This is a genomic window from Streptomyces sp. WMMC940 (genome assembly GCF_027460265.1).
GTDB lineage: Bacteria > Actinomycetota > Actinomycetes > Streptomycetales > Streptomycetaceae > Streptomyces.
On sequence record NZ_JAPZBC010000001.1, the window covers coordinates 4,308,487 to 4,331,649 of the forward strand.

Below are 23,163 nucleotides of genomic sequence, written 5' to 3' on the forward strand. Positions count from 1 at the left end.
AAGGGACGACCATGCTCGACCACCTCATCACGCGCGCGACCGTCGTCGACGGCACCGGCGCCCCCGCCTACACCGCCGACGTCGGCATCCGCGACGGCCGTGTCGCCGTCATCGCCGAACCCGGCACCACCACCGAGGAGGCCCGGTCCACCGAGGACGCGACCGGGCTCGTCCTCACGCCCGGCTTCGTCGACCCGCACACGCACTACGACGCCCAGCTGTTCTGGGACCCGTACGCCACCCCGTCCCTGAACCACGGCGTGACGACGATCGCCGGCGGCAACTGCGGGTTCACCCTCGCGCCGCTCAACCCCGACCGCCCCGAGGACGCCGACTACACGCGGCGGATGATGTCCAAGGTCGAGGGCATGTCCCTGGTCTCCCTCGAAGAGGGAGCGCCGTGGAACTGGCACACCTTCGGCGAGTACCTGGACGCACTCGACGGCCGCATCGCCGTCAACGCCGGCTTCATGGTGGGCCACTGCGCGCTGCGCCGGCACGTCATGGGCCCGGACGCGATCGGCGGTCGGCCCACCGGGGAGCAACTCCGGCAGATGCTCACGCTCCTCCACGACGCCATGGACGCCGGTGCCTGGGGGCTGTCCACGACCCAGTCGGCCACGCACTCCGACGGTGACGGCAACCCCGTGGCCTCCCGGCACGCGGAGCCCGCCGAACTCCTCGCGCTCTCCCGTGCCGTCGGCGAGCACGAGGGCACCCAGCTCGAGGCGATCGTCGCGGGCTGCCTCGACCGGTTCGCGGAGGAGGAGATCGACCTGCTCGTCGAGATGAGCGCCGCCGCGGGCCGGCCGCTCAACTGGAACGTGCTGACGGTCGACGCCGCCGTACCCGAACGCGTCCCCCGCCAGCTCGTGCCGAGCGAACGGGCCCGCCGCGCGGGCGGCCGGATCGTCGCCCTCACCATGCCGATCCTCACCCCCATGAACATGTCGCTGGGCACCTTCTGCGCCCTCAACCTCATCCCGGGCTGGGGCGAGATCCTGGGTCTGCCCGTCCCGGAGCGGATCGCGAAGCTCCGCGACCCGGACGTCCGCGCGGAGATGCTGCGCCGCGCCGGGTCCAGGGAGGCGGGCGTCTTCCGCAGGCTCGCCGACTTCGAGCGGTACGTCATCGGCGACACCTACTCCGCCGGGAACGAGGGCCTCACCGGGCGCGTCGTGCGCGACATCGCCGCCGAGCGGGGCCAGGACCCCTTCCGGTGCCTGGTGGAGATCTGCGCCGACGACGGTCTGCGCACGGTCCTGTGGCCGATGCCCACCGACAACGACCCGGCCAGCTGGGCGCTGCGGGCGGAGACCTGGCAGCACGAGGACGTACTGCTCGGCGGCTCCGACGCGGGCGCGCACCTGGACCGGATGTGCGGGGCGCCGTACACGACGAGGTTCCTCGGCGACTGTCTGCGCGGCCGGGGGCTCCTGGGACTGGAGGCCGCGGTGAAGATGCTCACCGACGACCCGGCGCAGCTCTTCGGGCTGCGCGAACGCGGCCGGATCGTCCAGGGCCACCACGCGGACCTGGTCCTCTTCGACCCGGAGCGGATCGACGCGGGCCCGGCGACCCTCGTCCACGACCTGCCCGGCGGCAGCCCGCGGCTGGACTCGCGCGCGCTGGGCGTCGTGTCCGTGCGCGTCAACGGGGTCGAGGCGATCCGCGAGGACCGGGTCACCGGAGCCGTGCCGGGGCGGGTGCTGCGCTCGGGCCGTGACACCAGGACGGTGAGCACCAAATGACCAGAGATCGCCAAGTGGCCGGGGAGCACCGGGCAACCGGAGAGCGCCAGGTGGCCGGCGGGCGGCAAGTAACCGGAGAGGGCCGAGTGGCCGGAGAGCGCCAGGTGGCCGATGGGCGGCAAGTGGCCGGCGGGCGCCGGGTGACCGGGCGGTCCGCCGTTACGCGGACGGTCCCCGAGCAGCGGCTCTTCATCGGCGGGGAGTGGGTCGAGCCGGACCGCGGCCACTACGAGGTGATCGACCCGGCCACCGAGGAGGTCGTAGGCCTCGCACCCGAGGCGAGCCGCGACCAGGTGTACGAGGCGGCCGCGGCCGCCCGGGACGCGTTCGAGGAGTGGTCTCGCACGGCCCCCGAGCAGCGGGCGGCGGTCCTGGACCGGGCCGCGGACGTCATCCAGCGCGAGTTCGACGCGTACGCGGAGCTGGCCCGCGCCGAGACGGGCGCCACCACGGGCACCGCGCGGGGCATGCAGGTCGCGGTCGGCTTGTCCCGGTTCCGCCGGTACGCGAGGGGTGCGCTGGAGCCGGTCGAGCAGGGCCTGCCGCCGCAGGTCAACGAGGCCGGGCCGATGGGGCGGGCGGGTGTCCTCGGCGCGCTCGCCGCGCGTCGCCCGGTCGGCGTGGTCACCTGCATCACCTCGTACAACAACCCGTGGGCGAACCCGGCGGGCAAGGTCGCCCCGGCACTCGCGATGGGCAACACCGTCGTGGTGAAGCCGGCCCCGCAGGATCCGCTGTCGGTGTACCGGATGGCCGAGGCGCTGGCGGAGGCCGGCGTCCCGCCGGGGGTGGTCAACGTGGTGAGCGGTTCCCGTACGGAGGCAGGGGAGGCGGCCGTGGACTCGCCCGACGTCGACATGGTCAGCTTCACCGGTTCCACGGCCGTCGGGCAGCGCATCGGCGAAGTGTGCGGGCGGAGCATGAAACGGCAGCTGCTGGAGCTGGGCGGCAAGGGCGCCGCGCTCGTCTTCGACGACGCCGACCTCGACTCCGCGGTCCTGGGCATCGGTACGACGTTCGCCTTCTACAGCGGCCAGATCTGCACCGCGCCGACCCGGGTGCTCGCCCAGCGCGGGGTGTACGAGCGGCTGGTCGAGCGGCTGGGCGCCTTCGCCGGGCGGCTGAAGGTCGGCGACCCGGCGGAGCGGGACACGGTGGTCGGCCCGGTGATCTCCGCCGCCCACCGGGAGCGGGTCGAGTCGTACGTCGAGCTGGGGAGGAAGGAGGGCGCGCGTCTGGTCGTGGGCGGGGAGCGCCCCGATGCGGCGCGCGGCTTCTATGTGGCGCCGGCGCTGCTGGCCGACTGCGGCAGCGGAATGCGTGTCGTCCGGGAGGAGATCTTCGGCCCGGTGGTGGTCGTGGTGCCCTTCGGCGACGAGGAGGAGGGCGTGGCGCTGGCCAACGACAGCGACTACGGACTGATCGACTACGTCTGGTCGGGCGACGTCGCCCGGGCGTTCCGGGTGGCGCGGCGGCTGCGGGCCGGCGGCGTCGGCGTCAACACCGTCGGCCGGAACATGGAGGCCCCGTTCGGCGGCTTCAAGAAGAGCGGGGTGGGGCGGGACGTGGGCTCGTACGCGCTCCACGCCTACAGCGAGCTGCAGGCGATCGTGTGGCCCGGTGGGTGAGCCGCCAGCCGGGCGACGAAGTTCACGGGAAATTTTGCAACCGGCACAAAACGGACACGGCTGCGGTTTTCGCAATCCGGAACACTTCGCTCGTTGCCTGTGAATGCAGCGAGATTGGGCTTGTGGATCTTCAAAGTTATGGCAAATGGTGCATGGATTGATGGATGTAAAGGCCCTGTCTCCGAAGTTGATGCCTCCGGATACGGGAACCGCAGCACTTAACGTCCTCCTCATGACTCAGCTGGAGACGCGGCCCCAGGTCGGAGACACGGTAGGGGGACGCTCCGAAGGGGGCGTCCGGGCCAAGGGGCTGGAGAAGAACTCCGTCGGCCTCCTCGGCAGTGCCGTCATCGGAATCTCGACGGTCGCCCCCGTGTACTGCCTGACCTCGACGCTCGGCTCCACGGCCGGCGAGGTCGGGCTGCAGATGCCCGCCGTGTTCCTGGCCGGCTTCCTGCCGATGCTGCTCGTCGCCTTCGCCTACCGCGAGCTGAACCGGGTGATGCCGGACTCCGGCACCTCCTTCACCTGGACGGTGAAGGCCTTCGGCCCGCGCGTCGGCTGGATGTGCGGCTGGGGCCTGGTGATCGCCACGATCATCGTGCTCTCCAACCTCGCCGGCGTCGCGACCTCGTACTTCTGGCTGCTGGCCGGAGAGATCACGGGCAGCGGGTCGGTCGCCGCCCTCGACGGCAACAAGGCCGTCCACATCCTCACCTGCCTCGTCCTCATCGCCGTCGCCACCGCCATCAGCTACCGCGGCATGACCGCCACCAAGCGCGTGCAGTACAGCCTGGTCGGACTCCAGCTCGTCGTCCTCGCCGTGTTCGTCGCGATGGCCCTCCAGAAGGCCGGCAGCGGCGCGTTCGACACCGGCATCGACTTCTCCTGGTCCTGGATGAACCCCTTCGCGGTCCAGTCCTTCGCGGCCTTCACCGCCGGCCTGTCGCTGTCGATCTTCATGTACTGGGGCTGGGACGCCTGCCTGTCGACCAACGAGGAGACCACCGGCTCCGACCGGACCCCCGGCCGCGCCGCCCTCATCGCGATGGTCGTCCTCGTCGGCTCCTACCTCGCCACCGGGGTCGCCGCCCAGATGGCCGTCGGTTCGGGCGACAAGGGCCTCGGCCTCGCCAACCCGGACACCTCCGACAACGTCTTCGCCGCGCTCGCCGGCCCCGTCATGGGCCCGCTCCTCGGCGTCGCGCTCTTCGTCGCCGTGCTCGCCTCGGCCGCGGCCAGCCTCCAGACGACGTTCATTCCGGTCGCCCGCACCGTGCTCGCCATGTCCTCGTACGAGGCGCTGCCCGAGTCCTTCTCCAAGGTCCACCCGCGCTTCAAGGTCCCCGGCCGCGCCACGGTCGTCGCGGGCGTCGCCACCGGCGCGTTCTACACGGTGATGACGCTCGTCAGCGAGCACGTCCTGGTGGACACGATCTACGCGCTCGGCCTCATGATCTGCTTCTACTACGCGCTGACCGCCTTCGCCTGCGTCTGGTACTTCCGCGCAGAACTCTTCCGCTCCGGCCGCGACTTCGCCTTCAAGGGCCTCTTCCCCGTCCTGGGCGGTGTGCTGCTCTCGGCGGTCTTCGGCAAGACGCTCTACGACATGTGGGACCCGGCCTACGGGTCCGGCTCCGCGGTCTTCGGCGTCGGTTCGGTCTTCGTGATCGGCGTCGGTCTGCTGCTGCTCGGCGGAGTGATCATGCTGGTGATGCAGCGGCGCAGCCCGGCGTTCTTCCGCGGAGAGATCCTGACGAAGGACACCCCGTCCCTGGTGATCCCGGACTGAGTCGCGGTGGTCCGTGGCCGGGACCCCGGACCGGGTCGCCGGTGGTCCTGGAGTCTCCCCGGCCCGGACGGTATGCCCCCGAAGGGCCGGCCCGCGTCCCCGGCGCTCTCCGGGGGCCGGGGCCGGGCCCTTCCGGTGCTCGGCGCCCTTCCCGTGCTCGGCGCCCTTCTCAGGGCTGCCCGGGGCCGCCCGGCAGGGATCGCAGCCAGTCGACCAGCAGCGTGCCGACCTCGTCCGCCCGTTCCTGCTGGACCCAGTGACCGCAGCCCTCCAGGATGTGTGAGGACACCAGGCGGGGCAGCGTGGTCGGGTAGGCCTTGATGGCGTCCGCCATCCACAGGGTGGGCCCGTCGCGCTCCCCGCCGATGAACAGGGACGGCTGGGTGATCGGCGCCCCGTCCCAGGCCGCGAGATCCACCCAGTCCCGGTCGATGTTGCGATAGCGGTTGAGCGGGCCGGTCAGGCCGCCGCGCTCGAACTCGCCCGCGTAGAAGTCCAGATCGTCCTCGGCCAGCCAGGAGGGCAGCGGGCCGGTCGGGAACCGGTCGGAGAGCCTGCCCCCCGGCGGGACGGAGAAGCGCGGGCCGTCGGTGGAGGGCTGCACCTCGCCCGAGGCGCCGGCGTAGAACCCGGCCAGCCAGGACCTGACGTCCGGCTCGATCTCGGCCTCCGCCCTGCCGGGAGTCTGGAAGTACTGGATGTAGAACTCCTCCGCCCCGCCGAGCAGTGCCAGCGCCTCCGTGGGAGGCAGCCCACCGCCCCGCGGCGCGTAGGGCACGCTGAGCAGCGCCACGGCCGTGAAGAGATCCGGTCGCAGCAGGGCGGTGTTCGCCGCGATGGGCGAGCCCCAGTCGTGCCCCACGATCACCGCGGACTCCGCGCCGAGGGCCTTCACCACCGCGACGTTGTCGGCGACGTGCGCCAGCATCCCGTACGCGTCCGGGTCGACCGGCTTCGAGGACCGCCCGTAGCCGCGGACGTCGATCGCGACCGCGTGATAGCCCGCGGCGGCGATCACCGGGAGCTGGTGGCGCCACGAGTACCAGGACTCGGGGAATCCGTGGACCATCAGGACCAGGGGTCCCGAGCCCTGTTCCACCAGATGGATGCGTCCACCCGGGGTGTTCACCAGGCGGTGCCGCGGCGGCTGCCCGGGCGCGGCGGAAGAGCTGACGGGGTGCGACATCCGGCCTCCTGGAGTGCCCTCGGGCCCCGGCGGGGTAGCCGGACGGCGGCCCGCGCGCAGATCATGGGTACGCCTCAGGCATACCGCCCGGCGGCGCTCCTCGCACGTGCGGCACCGAGGCGGGGTACTCGCCGGCGGCCCGGCCCCTGGAGGCCGTGCCCGGCTCCCGTGCGGCCCGGTTCGTATGCCCCGGCTCCCGTGTGCTGGCTCCCGTGTGGCCGGGTTCCTGCGGCGCGGTTCTGTGCGGCCCTGCCCCCGCGGCCCCGTTCCCGGCGGCCGTGCCCGGCTCCCGTGCGGCCGGTCCCCGCTCCCCGGCGCCCGTGGCCTTCGCCGTCAGGCGTCCTTGTGCGCCTTCAGTTTGCGCCAGACCGCGCCCAGGGCCGCCATGTCCCGCTGGTCCAGGACGTCGGTGAAGACCGGTGCCAGGCACGCGCGCCGGGTCGCGTCGGCCTCCTCGAACACCCGGCGCCCCTCGGCGGTGAGCGCCACCTCCACCGAACGGGCGTCCCTGGCCGACGGCGTACGGGAGACCAGCCCGCGGGCCTGCAGCGCGTCGAGGACGCGGGAGACCTGGCTGCGGCTCAGCATGGTGCTGTTGCCGAGTACGGAGGCGGCGACGGGCTCGTCGCTGCTTGCGAGCCAGAGCATCACCTCGAACCAGGAGACGGGCAGGTCGTGGGCCTTGGACAGGGCGCGGTCGACGCGCTCCGTGAGCACGGTCCCGGCCCAGACCAGGCCGTAGAAGGCGTGGTCGGCCTCGGACATCTCGGCCGGGGTGAGTTTCCTGGTCGCCATGCGTCCGATCATACCGGCTTGCGTGTGTGCACACACAATGTTTAAGGTGTGTGCACACACACGAATTTCCCTGGTGTGCTTCCCCTCCACTTCCGAAGGAACCCTCATGTCCTCCTCCACTACCCCCTCCACCACTCCCAAGGTCGCCCTCATCACCGGCACCTCCTCCGGCATCGGTCTGGCCGCGGCGGTCGCAGCGGCCAGGGCCGGCTGGCGCACGGTCGCCACCCTCCGCGACCCGGGCCGCGCCGACGCGCTCCGCAAGGCCGCCGCCGAGGCCGGGGTCGAGCTCGACATCCGGCAGCTGGACGTCGTTGACGAGGCCTCCGTCACCGCCGCCGTCGAAGGAGTGATCGCCGACCACGGCCGGCTCGACGCCGTGATCAACAACGCGGGCGCCGGACAGCTCGGCACCCTGGAGAACCAGACCGTCGCCGACGTCCGCAAGGTCATGGAGGTCAACTTCTTCGGCGTCCTCAATGTCTCCAAGGCCGCCTTCCCCCATCTGCGCGCCACCGGCGGCCGACTGATCACCGTCACCAGCGTGGGCGGAGTCGTCGGCCAGCCCTTCAACGAGGCATACTGCGCAGCGAAGTTCGCCGTCGAGGGCTACATGGAGAGCCTTGCGCCGGTCGCCGCGTCCGTCGGCGTGAGCGTGTCCGTCGTCGAACCGGGCGCCGTGGCGACCGAGTTCGTCAACAACGTCGGCCTCGACCTGGAGGCCGAGATCGCGGCGGCCGGCCCCTACGCCCCCGCCCTCGACGCCTATGTCAACCGCACCGTCGCCCAGTTCCTGACCGGCGCCCAGACCCAGGACGAGGCCGCCGTGGCCGTACTGGAGGCACTGACGGCGGACCGTCCCGCGTTCCGCCTCCAGACCTCCGACTGGGCACGCGAATTCACCGGTATGAAGCTGAACGACCTGGACGGTTCCGCGGTGCTGGCCACCACGGGCGGCTGGGTGGCGTGACGGTCCCGGCGACGGGCCGAGCCGGGCGGGCCGCCCGGCTCGGCCTCTCACGCCGGCCTACCCCTGGTGGCGCCCCAGGAACACCGGGTTCGTGAACGCGGCCAGCGGCCCGGGGAAGCCCGGGATCGGCACGAGCGCCGGGTGGCGCACCTCCGCGCGGACGTACGCCGCGTACGCCGCCGTCGTACGCCACTCCACCGTGCCCGTGCCCTCCACCGGGAGCGTCGCCGTGTGCAGCACCCCCTGGTCGGTCACGATCCGGGCGGTGCGGCCCGGGGCGCCGGTGACCTCCAGACGGACCGTCACCGGGTCGTCGGCGCCGACCCGGAGCCGCTCGCCGATGCCCGCGCGCCGGCCCCGGCCCCCGTGCGCGGCGAACGACAGCGACACGGCCGACGACTCGGCGACGTACGAGCGGCCCGCGCGCAGACCCTCCAGGATCGCCTCGCGCGCCAGGTCGTCGGCGAGGACGACGGTCTGCGGGGTGCCCACCACGTCCGGGTCCCGGTGCGCGTCGCTGCTGCCCATCGCCGGGGTCCAGCGGCCGCCCGAGCGGACGGCGGCCACGAGGGTGCTGTCCCAGTGAGCGAGGGACACGTCGTCGTCCGGGGTGTAGGGGCCGTTCCACACCTCCACCGCGTCCGCCTCGCCGAAGCCGAACTTCCAGTTGCAGCCGATGCAGGTGGCGTGCGGATGGGCGGGCACGACGAGGCCGCCGGCGCGGCGGATCGCACGGGCGTAGTGGCCGAAACGGTTGTCCCTGGCCCGGTAGCGCCAGTCGACGAAGGTGCCCGGGTCGGTGCCGAGGGCCACGACGTGGCCGTTGCGGGTGGTGACCTCCTCCCCGAGGAGCACCAGCAGGTCGTCCCCGGCGGCGTCCGCCCACGCCCCGTGCCCCGCGTGCGTGTTGTGCTCGCTGCTGTTGACGAAGTCCAGCCCGGCGGCGCGGGCGAGGGCCGCGATCTCGTCGGGGGTGCGGCGGCCGTCCGAGTACCACGAGTGCAGATGGCAGTCGCCCCGGTACCAGGCCCGGCCCCGGCCCTTCGCCCGCTCCGGTGGGTACACGGGCTTCGGCGTCGGCGCCGGCCCGCCGAACGCGAGCGTGACGGCCACGGTGTAGGCGAGGCCCTGCGGCGCGATCGTGTACGGGCCGAGCGCGATGTGCCATGTGCCCGCCCGGACCGGCCCGGGGACGTAGCCGGGCGTCGCCTCGTCGCCCCGGATGAAGAACTCGCTGCGCGCCCCGCCCGACCAGCCGCGGAAGCCATCGCCGCCGAGCGCGGTGCCGCGCTCGTCGAAGATGCCGATGTCGAGGGCGTTGCCCTGTGTGCCGGCCGGGACCTGCGGCCTTTCGTACGTGTACGACACCCTGATCTCCGCGACCCCGCGCGGGACCTCGACGGGCAGGTACACGAAGTCGGGGGAGCCGGGCGGCAGGGTGCCGCGCACGACTTCGGTGGTCTGTCCGGCCGCGGTGCCCGCTGCCTCGGCGAAGCTCACACCGCCCAACGTAAGCGCGGCGGCGGCTCCCGTCACGAACAGTCCGCGTCTGCTGAGGTCCGCGTCGTCCTCGTTGCCCATGCCGTCGGCTCCCCGGGGGTGGTGAGAGGGACAGGAGTGGTCTCGTGCCTGGTGTCCTCAACCTCGTACCCGGCCGTGAACGGCTCGGCAAGGGGCGGGGGGCGACCGATGACCGGGACATGGCGCTCCGCCCTCCCGCACGCGGGGGGACGCGCGCCGTCCCCCGTCCGGTCCCGGGCCCTCGGAAACTCGCGCCGCAGCGCGTAGCTTGGGCCCCGGCCACCACGACAGCCGACGAGGGCGGAGGAGCCGCTGTGCGGATCTCGACCACGATCTTCCTGACGGACGAGACGATCACCCCGCCGCGGCTGGCGCGGGAACTGGAGGAACGCGGCTTCGCCGGTCTGTACCTGCCCGAGCACACCCACATCCCGGTCGAACGGACCTCCCCGTACCCGGCGGGCGGCGACCTGCCGCCCGAGTACGGCCGCACCCTCGACTCCTTCGTCGCCCTCGGCCAGGCCGCGGCGGTCACCACCACCCTCGGCCTCGGCACGGGCATCACGCTCCTCGCCCAGCACGACCCCATCGCCCTCGCCAAGCAGATCGCGACCCTCGACCACCTCAGCGGCGGTCGCTTCACGCTCGGCGTCGGCTTCGGCTGGAACAGGGAGGAGGCGGCGGACCACGGCGTGGAGTGGTCGACGCGACGTGACCTCAGCCGCGACCGCATGCACCTGATGCGCGCCCTGTGGGCCGCGGAACCGACCGCCTACGAGGGCGACTTCGGCTCCGTCCGCGCCTCCTGGGCCTACCCCAAGCCGGCGAACGGCCCCGCGCCCCGCACCCTGGTCGGAGGCGCGGCCGGCCCGAAACTCTTCTCCCACATCGCCGACTACGCCGACGGCTGGCTCCCCATCGGCGGCCGGGGCCTCACGGAGTCGCTGCCGGTTCTGCGGGAGACCTGGTCCGCGGCGGGCCGCGACCCGAAGGCCCTCCAGATCGTCCCGTACGCGGTCCTCCCCTCGGCGGGCAAGCTCGCGCGCTACGCGGAACTGGGCTGCGAGGAGGTCGTCCTGCAGCTGCCCCCGGCGGGGGAGGGGGAGGTGCTGCGGGTGCTGGAGGAGTACGGGAAGTACGTGTGAGAAGTCAGTATCCTCAACCATCATCGCGCTATAGTGACGCTATGGCGTCAACGACGATTCAGGTGTCCCGTGAGACCCGCGACCATCTTGCGGCGCTCGCGGCCGAACGTGGCCTCACCCTCGGGCAGCTCGTCCAGCAGCTCGCGGAACGTGAGCCGACCCAGGCGCAGACCGCCGAGCGGCTCCACGCCGACCGCGATGCCGCACGCCGGAACATGGGGACGGACATGAGTGACGACGAGTTCGAGCATGCCCCCGACATTCTCGGCAACATTTACAAGATTGCGGCGGAAAAGGTTCGAGCGGCACGGGGCACCGCAGCGTGATCATTCTTGACGCCACGGCTGTCCTGGCATTGGCCGAGGGGCACAAATCTCTCAATCAGCTCGCAGCCAACATGGCAAGGACCCCCGGTGACGCCTTGTGGGTACCGGCCCTGTGCCTGGCTCAGGCAGAGGCGGACAGCGCGGACGCCGGGCGTGCGGCACTGGCCTTCTCCTCCGTCATGGTGGACGCGCTTGACACAGTGGCCGCAGTCACCGTCGGCACTCTCGTCCGCGACGGCTTCGGCGGCCCTGACACCTGCCACGCCCTCTACTGCGCCTCCCCCCGCCCCCAGTTCACCGGAATGTCCATCCTGCTGACCGCTCGCGAGGACCGCTATCCGCCCGGCATCGTCTCCGTGGACATCGACTCACCGGGGATGCTGGGCTTTCACTGAAGGAACCCGTTGGGGCTGCACGAGTGCGCCAGGCATACGTCATACGTCGCACGGCATCCTCGCTCCCGCCTTAGTGGACGAGCCCCGCCATGTCGTAGTTCAACCGTCACGCTGGCAACAAGATCCCTGTCGGCAGCATGTCCATCTGACGGCCCCAAACCTCGCGGCAGTGACTACATTTTCAGCTCCAATCCCTATTGCTTGACCACCCGCCGTTTCGCAACGTGACGCTCTCGACGCCCCCTCATGAAGTCGGGGCGGTCACGTCCGCTGGAGTGGTGTATCGACGGCCACTCGGTGATCTCGTATTTGAGGCTATGCGGTGAGTTCGGTGGGCAGGACGGTGTCGTCGGTTTCTGACTCGATCGGGTGGAGTCGGGCCTTGGCGAGGAGTTCGCGGCCCATGTAGCGGCGGGCTTCGGTCCACTCGTCGTTCTGCTCGGCCAGGACCGCCCCGACGAGCCGGATGACGGCGGTGCGGTCGGGGAAGATGCCGACCACGTCGGTGCGGCGGCGGATCTCCTTGTTCAGCCGCTCCTGCGGGTTGTTCGACCAGATCTGCCGCCAGATCTCCCTCGGGAAGGCGGTGAAGGCGAGCAAGTCGTGCTGCGCGGCGTCCAAGTGGGCTGCAGCCTTGGGGAACTTGGCCTCGAGTGCGTCCAGGACGTGCCGCATCTGTGATTGGACCGCGTCGGTGTCGGGCTGTTCGAAGACCGTCCGCAGCAGCGTGGCCACCCAGGGCTGGGCCGACTTCGGGACCTGGCTCAGCAAGTTCCTCGCGTAGTGGGTGCGGCAGCGCTGCCACGAGGCGCCGGGCAGAACGGCACCGATGGCGTCGACGAGGCCGGCGTGGGCGTCGGAGATGACGAGCTGGACGCCGGACAGGCCACGGGCGATCAGGGAACGCAGGAAGGCGAGCCAGCCGGCGCCGTCCTCGGCGGTGGCGACGTCCAGGCCGAGGATCTCGCGGTGGCCGTCAGCGTTGACGCCGACCGCGATCAGTGCATGCACGTTGACGATGCGGCCGCCCTCGCGGACCTTCTGCGTGAGCGCGTCGACCCAGACGAACGAGTACGGGCCGGCGTCCAGGGGACGGTTACGGAAGGCGGTGACCTGCTCGTCCAGGTGCTTGGCCATCGCACTGACCTGGGACTTCGACAGCTGCGTCACCCCGAGGGACTCGGCGAGCTTCTCCACTCGGCGAGTGGAGACACCGAGCAGGTAGGCGGTGGCGACCACCGAGATCAGGGCCTGCTCGGCCCGGCGGCGCCGTTCCAGCAGCCAGTGCGGGAAGTAGCTGCCCTGCCGCAGCTTGGGGACGGCGAGCTCGACGGTCCCGGCGCGGGTGTCCCACTCGCGCGGGCGATAGCCGTTGCGGTGGTTGACCCTCACGTCGCTGACCTGCCCGTATTCGGCGTTGCAGAGCGCGTCGGCCTCCGCAGACATGAGCGCGTCGGCGAACGTTTTGATCATCGCGCGCAGCAGATCGGGACTCGCCGCGGCGAGATTCTCCTCGGCGAGAGCGTGCAGGGGCAGACTGTCGGATGCGGTCATCGTGCTGATCTCCTTCGAGCTTCGACAACTCGAAGATCAGCCGGTGGCCGTTCTCATATCCGGACCCTCACTCCGACGCCGGGCCAAACACCCGGATCAGGTGGGAGTCCGTACACCACTTCCCTGGACGCAACCGTCGGGGCTGTCGGCACCTCTCTATTCGCTCGCCGCGGCCAGGTAAACCCTGGAGTGGCATACGGAGGCAGATTCCGCTTCAAGTGAAATTGACTCGCTGGAGTTCTCGATGCGCACCGAGATCCCATCGCGAGTTGACCGAGCGAGTGTCACTGATCTATTGGTAATAGAATTCCAGCCAGAGATGGATAGTTCCCTTACCTGACTGAATGTGACGAAGAACTCGAAAGCGTTAAAATTCTTCCGCACCCACTCGGGTCGGGGCCTGTCGGGGATTGATCGAGTGTCGAATCCCAAGGTAACCCCGTTGCGTTCGTCGATGTGAAAATAAAATAGGAAGCAATCGCTCAGGGCGGGCACCTTAGTGTAGATATCCTCCAGGTCCTCAGGGTTCGAGAGGAATTGAATCCAGTCAGATGTGTTCATAAAAGGTCTTCTCGTGGACCGGTGGGATCGCGTCATACTTCTTTGTGTCGAGTTTTCTGACGAACTGGTGAGGCCCGCCGTCGGATCCATTCGGGAGCGCCCTATAAGCGCTCATGTGCCCCACCAGGATCGAGTCAGTCGCTACGAAGGAAAGATGGAAGCCATCCGACTCCATGCGCGCAAGGATTTTGTTGTGATTGTGCATGTGAAGCTCAAGGCTCGCGTGGCCATGGGGAATCCATCCCTTCAGTTCGAGGTTTTCGATGGCGATGAACTCCAGGTGGCATTGAAACTGGTCGAGTCCGGCGTCGACCCATTCGGGTGGCGGATTCTGAGGGAAAACCGGTAGGTCGATCCGAAGCGTGAGGCATGGCCCGAAGTGGTTCAGGTGGATTGATCTGACGGTCAGGTCTGTCAGTGAGGGCGTATCTGTGTAGAGGCTCTGCAAGTCCGCTGAATTACGAACGAGGTCAGCCCAGTTTCGGATCGTAATAGTAGTGCTCCTCGCAGCCTGGTATCTGTCCATTGCGCGTATCATCGTAGGGTCGCACATGAAGATGTGGGGGCTGATATCCCTCCTCTCCCGGCTTCCTGTGGCCGAACCAGTGATCCTGGAAAACGACTATATTCCCATCAAGGGTCTCGTACCATTCCTCGCGGTAGAAGATAGGGCGTCCCGCCTCGTCGAGTTCTGCTCCTCCGCCCTGCCACTCAGGCTTCCGAGCCATGGCATAGTCGGTTGAGTCGAAAGGCTCCTGTCCCTCGGGCACTCCTGCATCCCGCAATGCGTCCGCCTTCCTTTCGGCGAGGCTTGCATTCGGGCACGGGGTGAGGCCGAGCGGGTCTGCCCACAGGTGTGGATTGTTTACGTATCGCGAAGGGTGTGGCGCCGGCCTCAACCCAAGCGGGTCTAGTGATGTGTACCGCGCCGTCTCAGGATCGTAGTACCGGAAGTAGTTGTAGTGCAGCCCCGTCTCCGGGTCGAAGTACTGCCCCGGAAACCGCAGCGGCGTGTACGCCGTGCTCGACCGCGCCCATGTCGTCGTGCCCCACAGCGTGCTGCGCGTGTGCCACGCCAGTTCGCCGGACTCGTCGATGAGTTCGCTCGGCGTTCCCACCAGGTCCGTGACGATGGCGAAGAAGCGCTCGTCGATCGCCTCCTGCGAGGCCCGCGACGCCTGCGATGTCCGCGACGCCTGCGATGTCCGCGACGTGCCCGCCGGGAGGATGCGTTCCGTCTGGGCGAGCGGGTGGAGGCCGTCGTGGTCCCAGGTCAGCGCCACCGGGTGGGGCAGGTCCACGGACTCCGTGGTCTGCTCGCACAGTGTCGCGCCGTCCCAGGTGAACGACACCTGTTCGACCACCGTGACGCCGTCGTCGCCCAGGCGCTGCTTCGCGATGCGGCGGCCCAGCGCGTCGTAGCGGTAGCGCCACACCGTGCCGTCCGGTGTGGTGACCGATGTGAGCCGGTCCTCGGCGTCCCATACGTAGCGCCAGGTGTCCGGCTTGCGTGACAGGCGGGTCTTCTGGCGCAGTACGACCCGGCCCTGGGCGTCGTGCTCGTAGCGGACGTTGCCGGCGCGGGTGATGCGGGTGCCCGTGTAGGCGCGGGGGCCGGTGGCCTCGTGGCCCGGATGCGTGGCGGGCCAGGACGCGTCGGTCTGGTTGCCCGCCGCGTCATAGGCGTAGCGCTCGGTCCAGTTCGCGGCGTGGACGGCGGTGACGCGTCCGTCGGCGTCCAGGTCGAACGTCCTCGTTCCGGAGAGCCGGTCGTCGACGCCGACGAGGTGGCCGTCCGCGCGGTAGGAGTAGCCGCGTCGCTGGAGGCTGCCGCTCGCGCCCATGACGTGCTGGTCCGTGAGCCGGCCCATCGGGTCGAAGACGTGGTGGAGCGTGACCGTCCCGCCGATGCGGCGGGCCAGTTCCTGGCCGGCCGCGTCACGGTCGAAGCCGATCGTCCGTCCCGAGGTCGTCAGCTCCGCGCGGTGCCCGGCCGCGTCGTACGACCAGGAGCTGGCCGCGCCGCCCGGCGTCGTCCGTCCGGTCCGCCTGCCCAGGGTGTCGTACGCGAACGTCGTCTCGCGGCCGTCCACCGACTCCGACCTCAACCGCCCGTAGCGGTCGCGCAGCCGGGTCAGCGTCGCGTCCGGGCCCGTCGCCACGGCGAGTTCGTCGAAGATGTCGTACTCGTACGTGGTGACGGATCCCTCGGCGTCCTTGCGGACGATCTGGCCGAGCGCGTTGCGTGTGAACCGCACGCGCTGGCCGAGGCCGTTGCTGCGGGACGCGAGGCGGCCGGCGGCGTCGTACTCGTATGCGAGGGTCCGGTCGTCGAAGTCGGTCTCGGACTTCAGCAGGCCGGCGGGGTCGTATTCGTAGTCCCAGGTCAGGCCCTGCGGGTTGGTCACCCGGGTCAGACGCAGATTGGAGTCGTGGGCGAACTCGTACCGCACCCCGTCCGGTCCCGTCCGTGCCACGAGGAGGTCGAAGTCCGTGTACTCGAAGGTGGTGACACCGCCCATGGCGTCGGTGTGGGAGGTGCAGTTGCCCTCGCCGTCGTACGTCCAGGACTGCACGCCGCCGTCCGCCTCGACTCGCCGCGCGAGCCTGCCCTCGACCGTCCATTCCAGTCGTGTCACCGCGCCCAGCGGGTCGGTGATCGCGACCGGCCGTCCGAACCGGTCCCGTTCGCAGCGTGTGGTCGCGCCCAGCGGGTCGGTGATCTCCAGTGGAAGCCCGGCCCTGTCGCAGCGCACGCGCGTGGTGTGCCCCAGGGCGTCCGTGACCGACGTCGGGTGACCGGCTCCGTCGTACGTGAAGTGCGTCGTCGCGCCGGCGGCGTCGGTGGCGGAGGTGCGGTTGCCGCGTTCGTCGTAGGTCCGGCGCACCACCGTCCCGTCGGCGCCCCGGACGCGCACCGGCAGGCCCAGGCCGTCGTACTCGACCGACAGTTCGCGGCCGTCCGGGCGGCGTACGGTCACCGGGCGGCCGGCCTCGTCGTACGTGGTGCTCGTGACGTGGCCGAGCGGGTCGGCGGTGGCGAGGAGCCGGTTGAAGGGGTCGTACTCGAAGCGCGTGACGCGGCCGTTCGCGTCGATCTCGGCGACGACCTGCTGCCGCTCGTTGACCAGGTGGCGTTTGGTGTGGCCGAGGCCGTCGGTCATCGAGGTCATGCGCAGCCCGGTGTCCGGGTCCGTGTCGTCCCAGGTGAAGTGGGATTCGACGTGGCCGTTCGTGCCGGACTGATGGACGCACCGGTCGAGGCCGTCGTAGACGTAGTCGTAGTGACTGCCGTTGGTGTCGGTCCACGACGTCATGCGGCCGAGGTCGTCGTACCCGAACCGCACCGGGAGACCGGTGGAGTTGACGACCTCGGTCAGATGGCCGTCCGTGTAGCCGTACCGGAGGAGCTCCTGGTCCGATCCGTCGGCGGCCGCCCCCGCGAGGTGCAGGGCGGTGACCCTGCCCTCGTCCGTGGTGAGCTTCAGGTGGTAGCCGCCGTGGTGCACGATCGACGTCGGTGCGCCGGACTCGTCGTGGTCGAAGCTGATCCAGCGGCCGTTGCGGTCGTCGATCCGGTCCAGGAGCGCCAGTTCGTCGGTGTGGTCGGTGAAGTGCCACACCCGGCCGGTGTCGGGGTCGGTGACCGTGTAGCCGTCGTCCGTACGGTCCAGGGGCCAGCGCCTGCCGTGCGTGGGCAGCACGGGAACGCCCGGCGCGGGATGCGGATAGGCGAGCAGACTGCCTTCGTCGCAGGCGAGGACGACGCCCTCGGAGTCGATCTCCAGGCGCTGGTCCACGGTGCTGGACCAGGTCGGGCCGAACCAGCGTCCCGCCCGGTACGAGGAGTCGAAGGTGCGCCGGAACACCAGCGGCAGCGAGCCGGGGAGGGCGATGTCCGTCTGCGGCAGCAGCACGCGGCCGCTCGCGATGTCGACCGGGTCCCCGTCGCACTTGGTCTCACTGCACTGCTTGCCCTTGCCGTCGGGATCCTTGGTGTGCCCGTCGCGGACCTTCGACGGGCTGTCGGGAACGCCCTTCGTCCCGGCCCTGATGCCGCCGCGGACGAGCCCTGCGCCCTTGCTGCCGACGATCTCCGGGATGAGGCGCCCCAGGAACTCGGCCGGGTCGCCCTTCGCCGCCTCCCAGGCGTTCTTCAGCGCACGGTCGGGGTTCGCGGCGGTGGAGACGAGCCCGGCGAGGGTCATGTTGAGACCCTTGTAGTACTCGGCCGGGTGCGTCAGGTTGTACGCATCGAGCGGGTTGACCGAACGGACGAAGTTGACGAGGCCGGCCGCCCCCTTGACGACACCACCGGTCAGATGGGTCATCTCCACGCCCTGGGCCAGACCGTAGTCCGCCAGCTCCAGCTTGACCTTGTCGCGGCCCGTGGGCTCCTTCGGGGCATGGGCCATGGCCGCCGTGACAGCCGTCTTCGCGGTGTCCGCGGCCTCGTTGCGGTGCCGGCGGGCCTCCTTCAGGATCTCCTGCGCCCGCTGCCGCTTGGCCTTGCCGGGGTCGGTGAACGGTCCGGGCCTGGGCGGGGGACTGTCGCTGTTGCGGGCGGCGTTGTAGGCGTCGACCTTCTTGTTGTACGCGTCGGCCGCCGTCCTGGAGTCCGCGTCGCCCTCCTTGTGGAGGGCGATGGCCTCCCGGGCCTTGCCCTGGGCGCCGACGACAGCCTTGGAGTATGTCTCCAGCGCCTTGGCCGCGGCCTCGAAGGCATCGGCGGCGTGCAGCCAGTCAGTCGGCAGCGTCTCGAACTTCTTGCGGAAGGTGTCCGCCGCCTCGCCCTTCCAGTGGGCCGGGTCGAGCTTCTTCATCCCGGCGCCGACGAGGTCGAACGCCTTCTGGAAGTCGCGGAGGTTCTTCACCGTCGAGGCGATCGCCTCCGGGTTGCCGTGGATGAGCTCGTTGGCCTCCTCGGTCTGTCCCAGCTGCTGCTCACCCACGTCCGCGCCGAGCGAGGAGGCGGCCTCGTCGCCCCAGTCCTCGACGCTGTCCGCCCAGTCGTCCGCGCCGACCTTCTGCAGGCCCTCGCCGATCCGGTCGGTCGTCCAGTCGACTCCCTCGCCGACCTTCTCCTTGGCCTTGTCGATGCCGCTGTCGACGACGTCGATGCCTCTGTCGAGGGCCTTGCCCAGATCGCCCAGATCCACCATCAGCGGCGCTCCCCCCAACGCGGCTCCTCGGCCTGCGCGACCGTCTCCTGGGACGGATCGAGCGTCTCGCGCAGCCGGGCGTCCGTCGCCTCACGCAGTCCGGGGTCGATCAGCCCCTGCCGCTCGAAGGCGTCCATCTGCGCGTCCATCACGTCGTAGCCGGTGTTCTTCCAGGTCTGCTTGACCTCCTGGTGTGCCTCGGAGAACGACTCGGCGCTCCAGTCGGGGTCGTCGGTGGCGGACTGGGTGCTGATCTCTTCCCAGCTCTTGCCCTTGACCTCGTCCTCGCTGAGGTGCGGGTTGCCGTTCAGCGAGTTCACGCCGATCTTGATGGAGTCCTTGACGTACTGCTCCTGCTCGGCGAACGACCCGGCCGACAGGCCCACGGCCTGCGCGAACCCGTTCCCCTTCAGCGTCAGCGCCCGGACGCCCCACTCCCAGCGGTCGCAGAAGGTCCCGAACTCGTCGGCGAGACCGCCGTGGCCGAGTTCCACTCCCGACAGGGAGAGTTCCGAGAAGCCGCGCCCCGCGGTCGCCTCGCCGATCATGCCGAGGTCCTTGAGTTCGGAATGGGCGAGGTCGATGCCCTTCACGATGGCCGCGAGCGCCGCCGGCGGCGCCTTGAGATCAGGATTCTGCCCGCTCATCGCTTCCTTCCCCCGTCTCCCCGAGATCCACTGCCACCGCTTCGGGCACGATGCCCCTGACCGGTGGGAACAACATGCCGTCGGCACTGCCCGCGTCCAGGGCCACGCCGCCCGGCCCGGGCAGCACGGGCACCATCGCGTCCAGCAGACGGGCGCCGAGCACCGTCCGGTACTTCCACTCGCGGCGTGTCTCTCCCCGCGCCAGGGCGAAGCGCGCCAGGGCCTCCTCGTTGGAGAACGCGCAGATCCAGCGGACGCCGTTCTGGTCGGCGGTCCACAGGCTGTCGTGCTCGTCGAACGGGACGAGTACGGCGGTGCGTCGGAATTCCCCGAGCAATCGCGCAAACTCCCGGCGAGCGGATTCCAGTTCGCTGTCCGCCGCCGCACCGGCTATGGTGCCCGTGGTGGTCGAATACGGTGTTTCTGCGGATAATTCGGGCGCTGTGCGGTCGCCGGTGGCGCCGCTCGAAGGTTCGGGCGCCGTCCAACTGGCCAACTCGGCCAGTTTGGAGGCCCGATCGGGCTTTGTGGTGCCGTTTGTGGCGTCGTCCCCGTTCTGACTCACGGGGGAATGCTGCCATGGGCTCGTTCCCGACTGCAACGCGTAATTCCCGCTCAGAGCGGGGCGATTCGGGTGTGTGGGGCTCCCTCGTGCGGACGCGGACGCGGACGCGGAAGCGGAGGTGGACGCGTGTGCGTGTGCGTGTGTGGGTGCGGACGCTGGTGCGGGGTCGGGGTCGGGGTCGGGGTCGGGGTCGGGGTCGGGGTCGGGAGCCGTGGGCTCCGTGCGCTGTTCCTCGCCGGGTGGTACGTCCGCCCCCGCGCGCACTCCCTTCGGGCGCGCCCCCCGCCCCTCACCACCGACCCTTTTCGGCGCATACGCCCCCACCCCCCGTCCCGTTTTCCGCTCGCGCTCGTATGCTCGCTGCATGACGGATCACCAGGCCGGAGACCGGGTCGGAGACCAGGCGGGTCGTCCGACCGCCAACGCGATGCGCCGTGCTCTCAAGCGGGCCCGGGACGGTGTCGCGCTCGACATCGGCGAGGCCGCCGTGCTGCTGCAGGCGCGCGGCGCGGACCTGGAGGACCTGTGCGCGTCCGCGGCGCGGGTGCGGGACGCCGGGCTGGAGGCGGCGGGGCGCCCCGGGGTCATCACGTACTCGAAGAGCGTGTTCATCCCGCTCACGAGGCTGTGCCGGGACAAGTGCCACTACTGCACCTTCGCCACCGTCCCCGGCAAGCTCCGCCGCGCCGGTCAGGGGATGTTCATGTCGCCCGACGAGGTGCTGGACATCGCGCGACGCGGTGCCGAACTGGGCTGCAAGGAAGCCCTCATCACCCTCGGCGACAAGCCGGAGGACCGCTGGCCGGAGGCGCGCGAGTGGCTGGAGGCGGAGGGGTACGACGACACCATCGCCTACGTACGGGCCATGGCGATCCGCATCCTGGAGGAGACCGGGCTCCTGCCCCACCTCAACCCGGGCGTGATGACCTGGACGGACTTCCAGCGGCTCAAGCCCGTCGCCCCCTCCATGGGCATGATGCTGGAGACCACCGCCACCCGCCTCTGGTCCGAACCCGGCGGTCCGCACCACGGATCGCCCGACAAGGAGCCGGCGGTGCGGCTGCGGGTGCTGGAGGACGCCGGGCGCAGCTCCGTCCCGTTCACCAGCGGGCTGCTGATCGGGATCGGTGAGACGTACGAGGAGCGCGCGGAGTCGTTGTTCGCGCTGCGCCGGGTCTCCCGCGCCTATCACGGCATCCAGGAGCTGATCGTCCAGAACTTCCGCGCCAAGCCCGACACGGCGATGCGCGGCATGCCGGACGCCGAACTGGACGACCTCGTCGCCACCATCGCCGTCGCCCGGCACATCATGGGCCCCTCCGGCTGTCTCCAGGCACCGCCGAACCTCGTGGACGAGGAGTACGGACGCCTCATCGCCGCCGGCATCGACGACTGGGGCGGTGTGTCGCCGCTGACGCCCGACCACGTCAACCCCGAGCGGCCGTGGCCCCAGATCGACACGCTCGCCGAGCGGTCCGCGGCCGCCGGATTCCGGCTGCGCGAACGTCTCGCCGTGTACCCGGAGTTCGTCCGGCGCGGCGAGCCCTGGCTGGACCCCCGGCTGCTCCCGCACGTGCGGGCCCTCGCCGACCCCTCGACCGGCCTCGCGGACGAGGCCGCGCTGCCCGCCGGCCTTCCCTGGCAGGAGCCGGACGAGGGCTTCGTCGCGAGCGGACGGACCGATCTGCACCGCACCATCGACACCGACGGCCGGACCTCGGACCGCCGGGACGACTTCGACGAGGTGTACGGGGACTGGGGCGCCCTGCGCGAGGCGGCGGCGCCCGGCATGGTGCCGTCGCGCATCGACACCGACGTACGGCACGCGCTGGCCACGGCGGCGGACGATCCGGCGAAGCTCACCGACGACGAGGCCCTCGCGCTGCTGCACGCCGACGGGCCCGCGCTGGACGCGCTGTGCTCGATCGCCGACGACCTGCGCCGTGACGTCGTCGGCGACGACGTCACGTACATCGTCACCCGCAACATCAACTTCACCAACGTCTGCTACACCGGTTGCCGCTTCTGCGCCTTCGCCCAGCGCCGCACGGACGCCGACGCGTACACCCTGTCGCTGGACCAGGTCGCCGACCGCGCCCAGCAGGCCTGGGACGTCGGCGCGGTGGAGGTGTGCATGCAGGGCGGTATCCACCCCGACCTGCCCGGCACCGCGTACTTCGACATCGCCCGGGCCGTGAAGCAGCGCGTTCCCGGCATGCATGTGCACGCGTTCTCCCCCATGGAGGTCGTGAACGGCGCGACGCGCACCGGCATGTCGATCCGCGAATGGCTGACCGCAGCCAAGGAGGCGGGACTGGACTCCATCCCGGGGACGGCCGCGGAGATCCTCGACGACGAGGTGCGCTGGGTACTGACGAAGGGCAAGCTGCCGACCGCCACCTGGATCGAGGTCGTCACCACCGCACACGAACTGGGCATCCGCTCGTCGTCGACGATGATGTACGGGCACGTCGACCAGCCCCGGCACTGGCTGGGCCACTTCCGCACCCTGTCCCGCATCCAGCAGCAGACGGGCGGGTTCACCGAGTTCGTGACGCTGCCCTTCATCCACACCAACGCACCCGTCTACCTGGCCGGCATCGCCCGGCCCGGGCCCACGACCCGCGACAACCGCGCCGTCACGGCGATGGCCCGGCTGCTGCTCCACCCGCACATCCCGAACATCCAGACCAGCTGGGTGAAGCTCGGCGCGGAAGGCGCCGCGGAGATGCTGCGCTCCGGCGCGAACGACCTCGGCGGCACGCTGATGGAGGAGACCATCTCCCGGATGGCCGGGTCGAGTTACGGCTCGTACCGCTCCGTCCGCGACCTGATTGCCATCGCCGACGCCGCCGGACGCCCGTCGAGGCCCCGCACGACGCTGTACGGCGAGGTCCCCGCGGAGCGGCAACGCGCCGCGGCGGACTCCGACGGCCACCTCCCGGAGCTGCTGCCGGTACTGGAACAGGGCTGAGGAGCCCCGGTCGGGGCTTCCCGGTCCCGTCCCGGAAGGGCGTCCTGGAAGAGCACCGCGGAAGTCGTCGCGTGCCGCGTCTCGGGCGCGATCGGAACCGGCCCGAAGCTGACCGTGGCATTCCGCTTCAGAGTCCGTTCCGGCTGGATTCCGCCCCATGAAGCGATCTCTCGCGGTCGATTACAGTGCTG

The 23,163-nt window shown here is 70.5% G+C and carries 17 protein-coding genes; 8 read left to right on the forward strand and 9 right to left on the reverse strand.

From position 1 onward, the window contains the following. Positions 1–11: 11 nt before the first annotated feature. From O7595_RS19020 to O7595_RS19030, 3 genes are all read left to right on the forward strand, one after another. On the forward strand, positions 12–1,751 hold the full coding sequence (locus O7595_RS19020; RefSeq protein ID WP_269729851.1) for an N-acyl-D-amino-acid deacylase family protein: 1,740 nt from the start codon (positions 12–14) through the stop codon (positions 1,749–1,751). A 140-nt stretch (positions 1,752–1,891) separates the two neighbouring features. Continuing rightward, positions 1,892–3,379 (forward strand): aldehyde dehydrogenase family protein, encoded by a 1,488-nt coding sequence (locus O7595_RS19025; RefSeq protein ID WP_269732538.1) that lies wholly within the window; start codon positions 1,892–1,894, stop codon positions 3,377–3,379. Positions 3,380–3,611: 232 nt separating this feature from the next. Then, a complete protein-coding gene (locus O7595_RS19030) occupies positions 3,612–5,171 on the forward strand; it encodes an APC family permease (RefSeq protein ID WP_269729852.1) in 1,560 nt (519 codons plus the stop codon). A gap of 169 nt (positions 5,172–5,340) precedes the next feature. Here O7595_RS19030 and O7595_RS19035 read toward each other — a convergent pair whose 3' ends face one another. Together O7595_RS19035 and O7595_RS19040 are read right to left on the reverse strand one after the other, a co-directional pair. Further along, the gene (locus tag O7595_RS19035; protein WP_269729853.1) at positions 5,341–6,357 is read right to left on the reverse strand and encodes an alpha/beta fold hydrolase; all 1,017 of its coding nucleotides are present in this window, start codon (positions 6,355–6,357) and stop codon (positions 5,341–5,343) included. 333 nt (positions 6,358–6,690) lie between these two features. Continuing rightward, positions 6,691–7,152 (reverse strand): MarR family winged helix-turn-helix transcriptional regulator, encoded by a 462-nt coding sequence (locus O7595_RS19040; protein ID WP_269729854.1) that lies wholly within the window; start codon positions 7,150–7,152, stop codon positions 6,691–6,693. Between the two features lie 106 nt (positions 7,153–7,258). Here O7595_RS19040 and O7595_RS19045 point away from each other — a divergent pair, with 106 nt between their 5' ends. Continuing rightward, a complete protein-coding gene (locus O7595_RS19045; protein ID WP_269729855.1) occupies positions 7,259–8,122 on the forward strand; it encodes an SDR family NAD(P)-dependent oxidoreductase in 864 nt (287 codons plus the stop codon). Between the two features lie 57 nt (positions 8,123–8,179). Here the strand turns inward: O7595_RS19045 and O7595_RS19050 are convergent, their stop codons facing one another. Beyond that, the gene (locus tag O7595_RS19050) at positions 8,180–9,703 is read right to left on the reverse strand and encodes a CehA/McbA family metallohydrolase (RefSeq protein WP_269729856.1); all 1,524 of its coding nucleotides are present in this window, start codon (positions 9,701–9,703) and stop codon (positions 8,180–8,182) included. Between the two features lie 254 nt (positions 9,704–9,957). Here O7595_RS19050 and O7595_RS19055 point away from each other — a divergent pair, with 254 nt between their 5' ends. From O7595_RS19055 to O7595_RS19065, 3 genes are read left to right on the forward strand one after another with little or no spacing between them, the layout of a single operon-like run. Next, positions 9,958–10,788, forward strand: coding sequence for an LLM class F420-dependent oxidoreductase (locus O7595_RS19055; protein ID WP_269729857.1), 831 nt, complete (start codon positions 9,958–9,960; stop codon positions 10,786–10,788). 41 nt (positions 10,789–10,829) lie between these two features. After that, positions 10,830–11,114, forward strand: coding sequence for a hypothetical protein (locus O7595_RS19060; RefSeq protein WP_269729858.1), 285 nt, complete (start codon positions 10,830–10,832; stop codon positions 11,112–11,114). Next, complete coding sequence (locus tag O7595_RS19065; protein WP_269729859.1) at positions 11,111–11,509, forward strand: hypothetical protein; 399 nt, start codon at positions 11,111–11,113, stop codon at positions 11,507–11,509. Before O7595_RS19060 ends, O7595_RS19065 begins: the two co-directional genes overlap by 4 nt. Positions 11,510–11,824: 315 nt before the next feature. Here O7595_RS19065 and O7595_RS19070 read toward each other — a convergent pair whose 3' ends face one another. The 6 genes from O7595_RS19070 to O7595_RS19090 all read right to left on the reverse strand — a co-directional run bounded on the left by O7595_RS19070 (position 11,825) and on the right by O7595_RS19090 (position 19,998). Beyond that, positions 11,825–13,063 (reverse strand): IS256 family transposase, encoded by a 1,239-nt coding sequence (locus O7595_RS19070; RefSeq protein ID WP_269729860.1) that lies wholly within the window; start codon positions 13,061–13,063, stop codon positions 11,825–11,827. Between the two features lie 156 nt (positions 13,064–13,219). Further along, positions 13,220–13,714, reverse strand: coding sequence for an Imm50 family immunity protein (locus O7595_RS33905; RefSeq protein WP_443071658.1), 495 nt, complete (start codon positions 13,712–13,714; stop codon positions 13,220–13,222). After that, positions 13,611–14,150, reverse strand: a complete 540-nt coding sequence (locus tag O7595_RS19075; RefSeq protein ID WP_269729861.1) for an Imm50 family immunity protein — start codon at positions 14,148–14,150, stop codon at positions 13,611–13,613. Before O7595_RS19075 ends, O7595_RS33905 begins: the two co-directional genes overlap by 104 nt. Then, positions 14,095–18,786, reverse strand: a complete 4,692-nt coding sequence (locus O7595_RS19080) for a putative T7SS-secreted protein (RefSeq protein WP_269729862.1) — start codon at positions 18,784–18,786, stop codon at positions 14,095–14,097. The genes O7595_RS19075 and O7595_RS19080 overlap by 56 nt, the downstream gene beginning before the upstream one ends. Next, complete coding sequence (locus tag O7595_RS19085; protein ID WP_269729863.1) at positions 18,786–19,433, reverse strand: hypothetical protein; 648 nt, start codon at positions 19,431–19,433, stop codon at positions 18,786–18,788. The genes O7595_RS19080 and O7595_RS19085 overlap by 1 nt, the downstream gene beginning before the upstream one ends. Next, positions 19,414–19,998: an SseB family protein gene (locus O7595_RS19090; protein WP_269729864.1), complete on the reverse strand. Its 585-nt coding sequence runs from the start codon at positions 19,996–19,998 to the stop codon at positions 19,414–19,416. Before O7595_RS19090 ends, O7595_RS19085 begins: the two co-directional genes overlap by 20 nt. A 364-nt stretch (positions 19,999–20,362) precedes the next feature. Here O7595_RS19090 and O7595_RS19095 point away from each other — a divergent pair, with 364 nt between their 5' ends. Then, positions 20,363–22,972 (forward strand): bifunctional FO biosynthesis protein CofGH, encoded by a 2,610-nt coding sequence (locus O7595_RS19095; protein WP_269729865.1) that lies wholly within the window; start codon positions 20,363–20,365, stop codon positions 22,970–22,972. Positions 22,973–23,163: the final 191 nt, after the last annotated feature.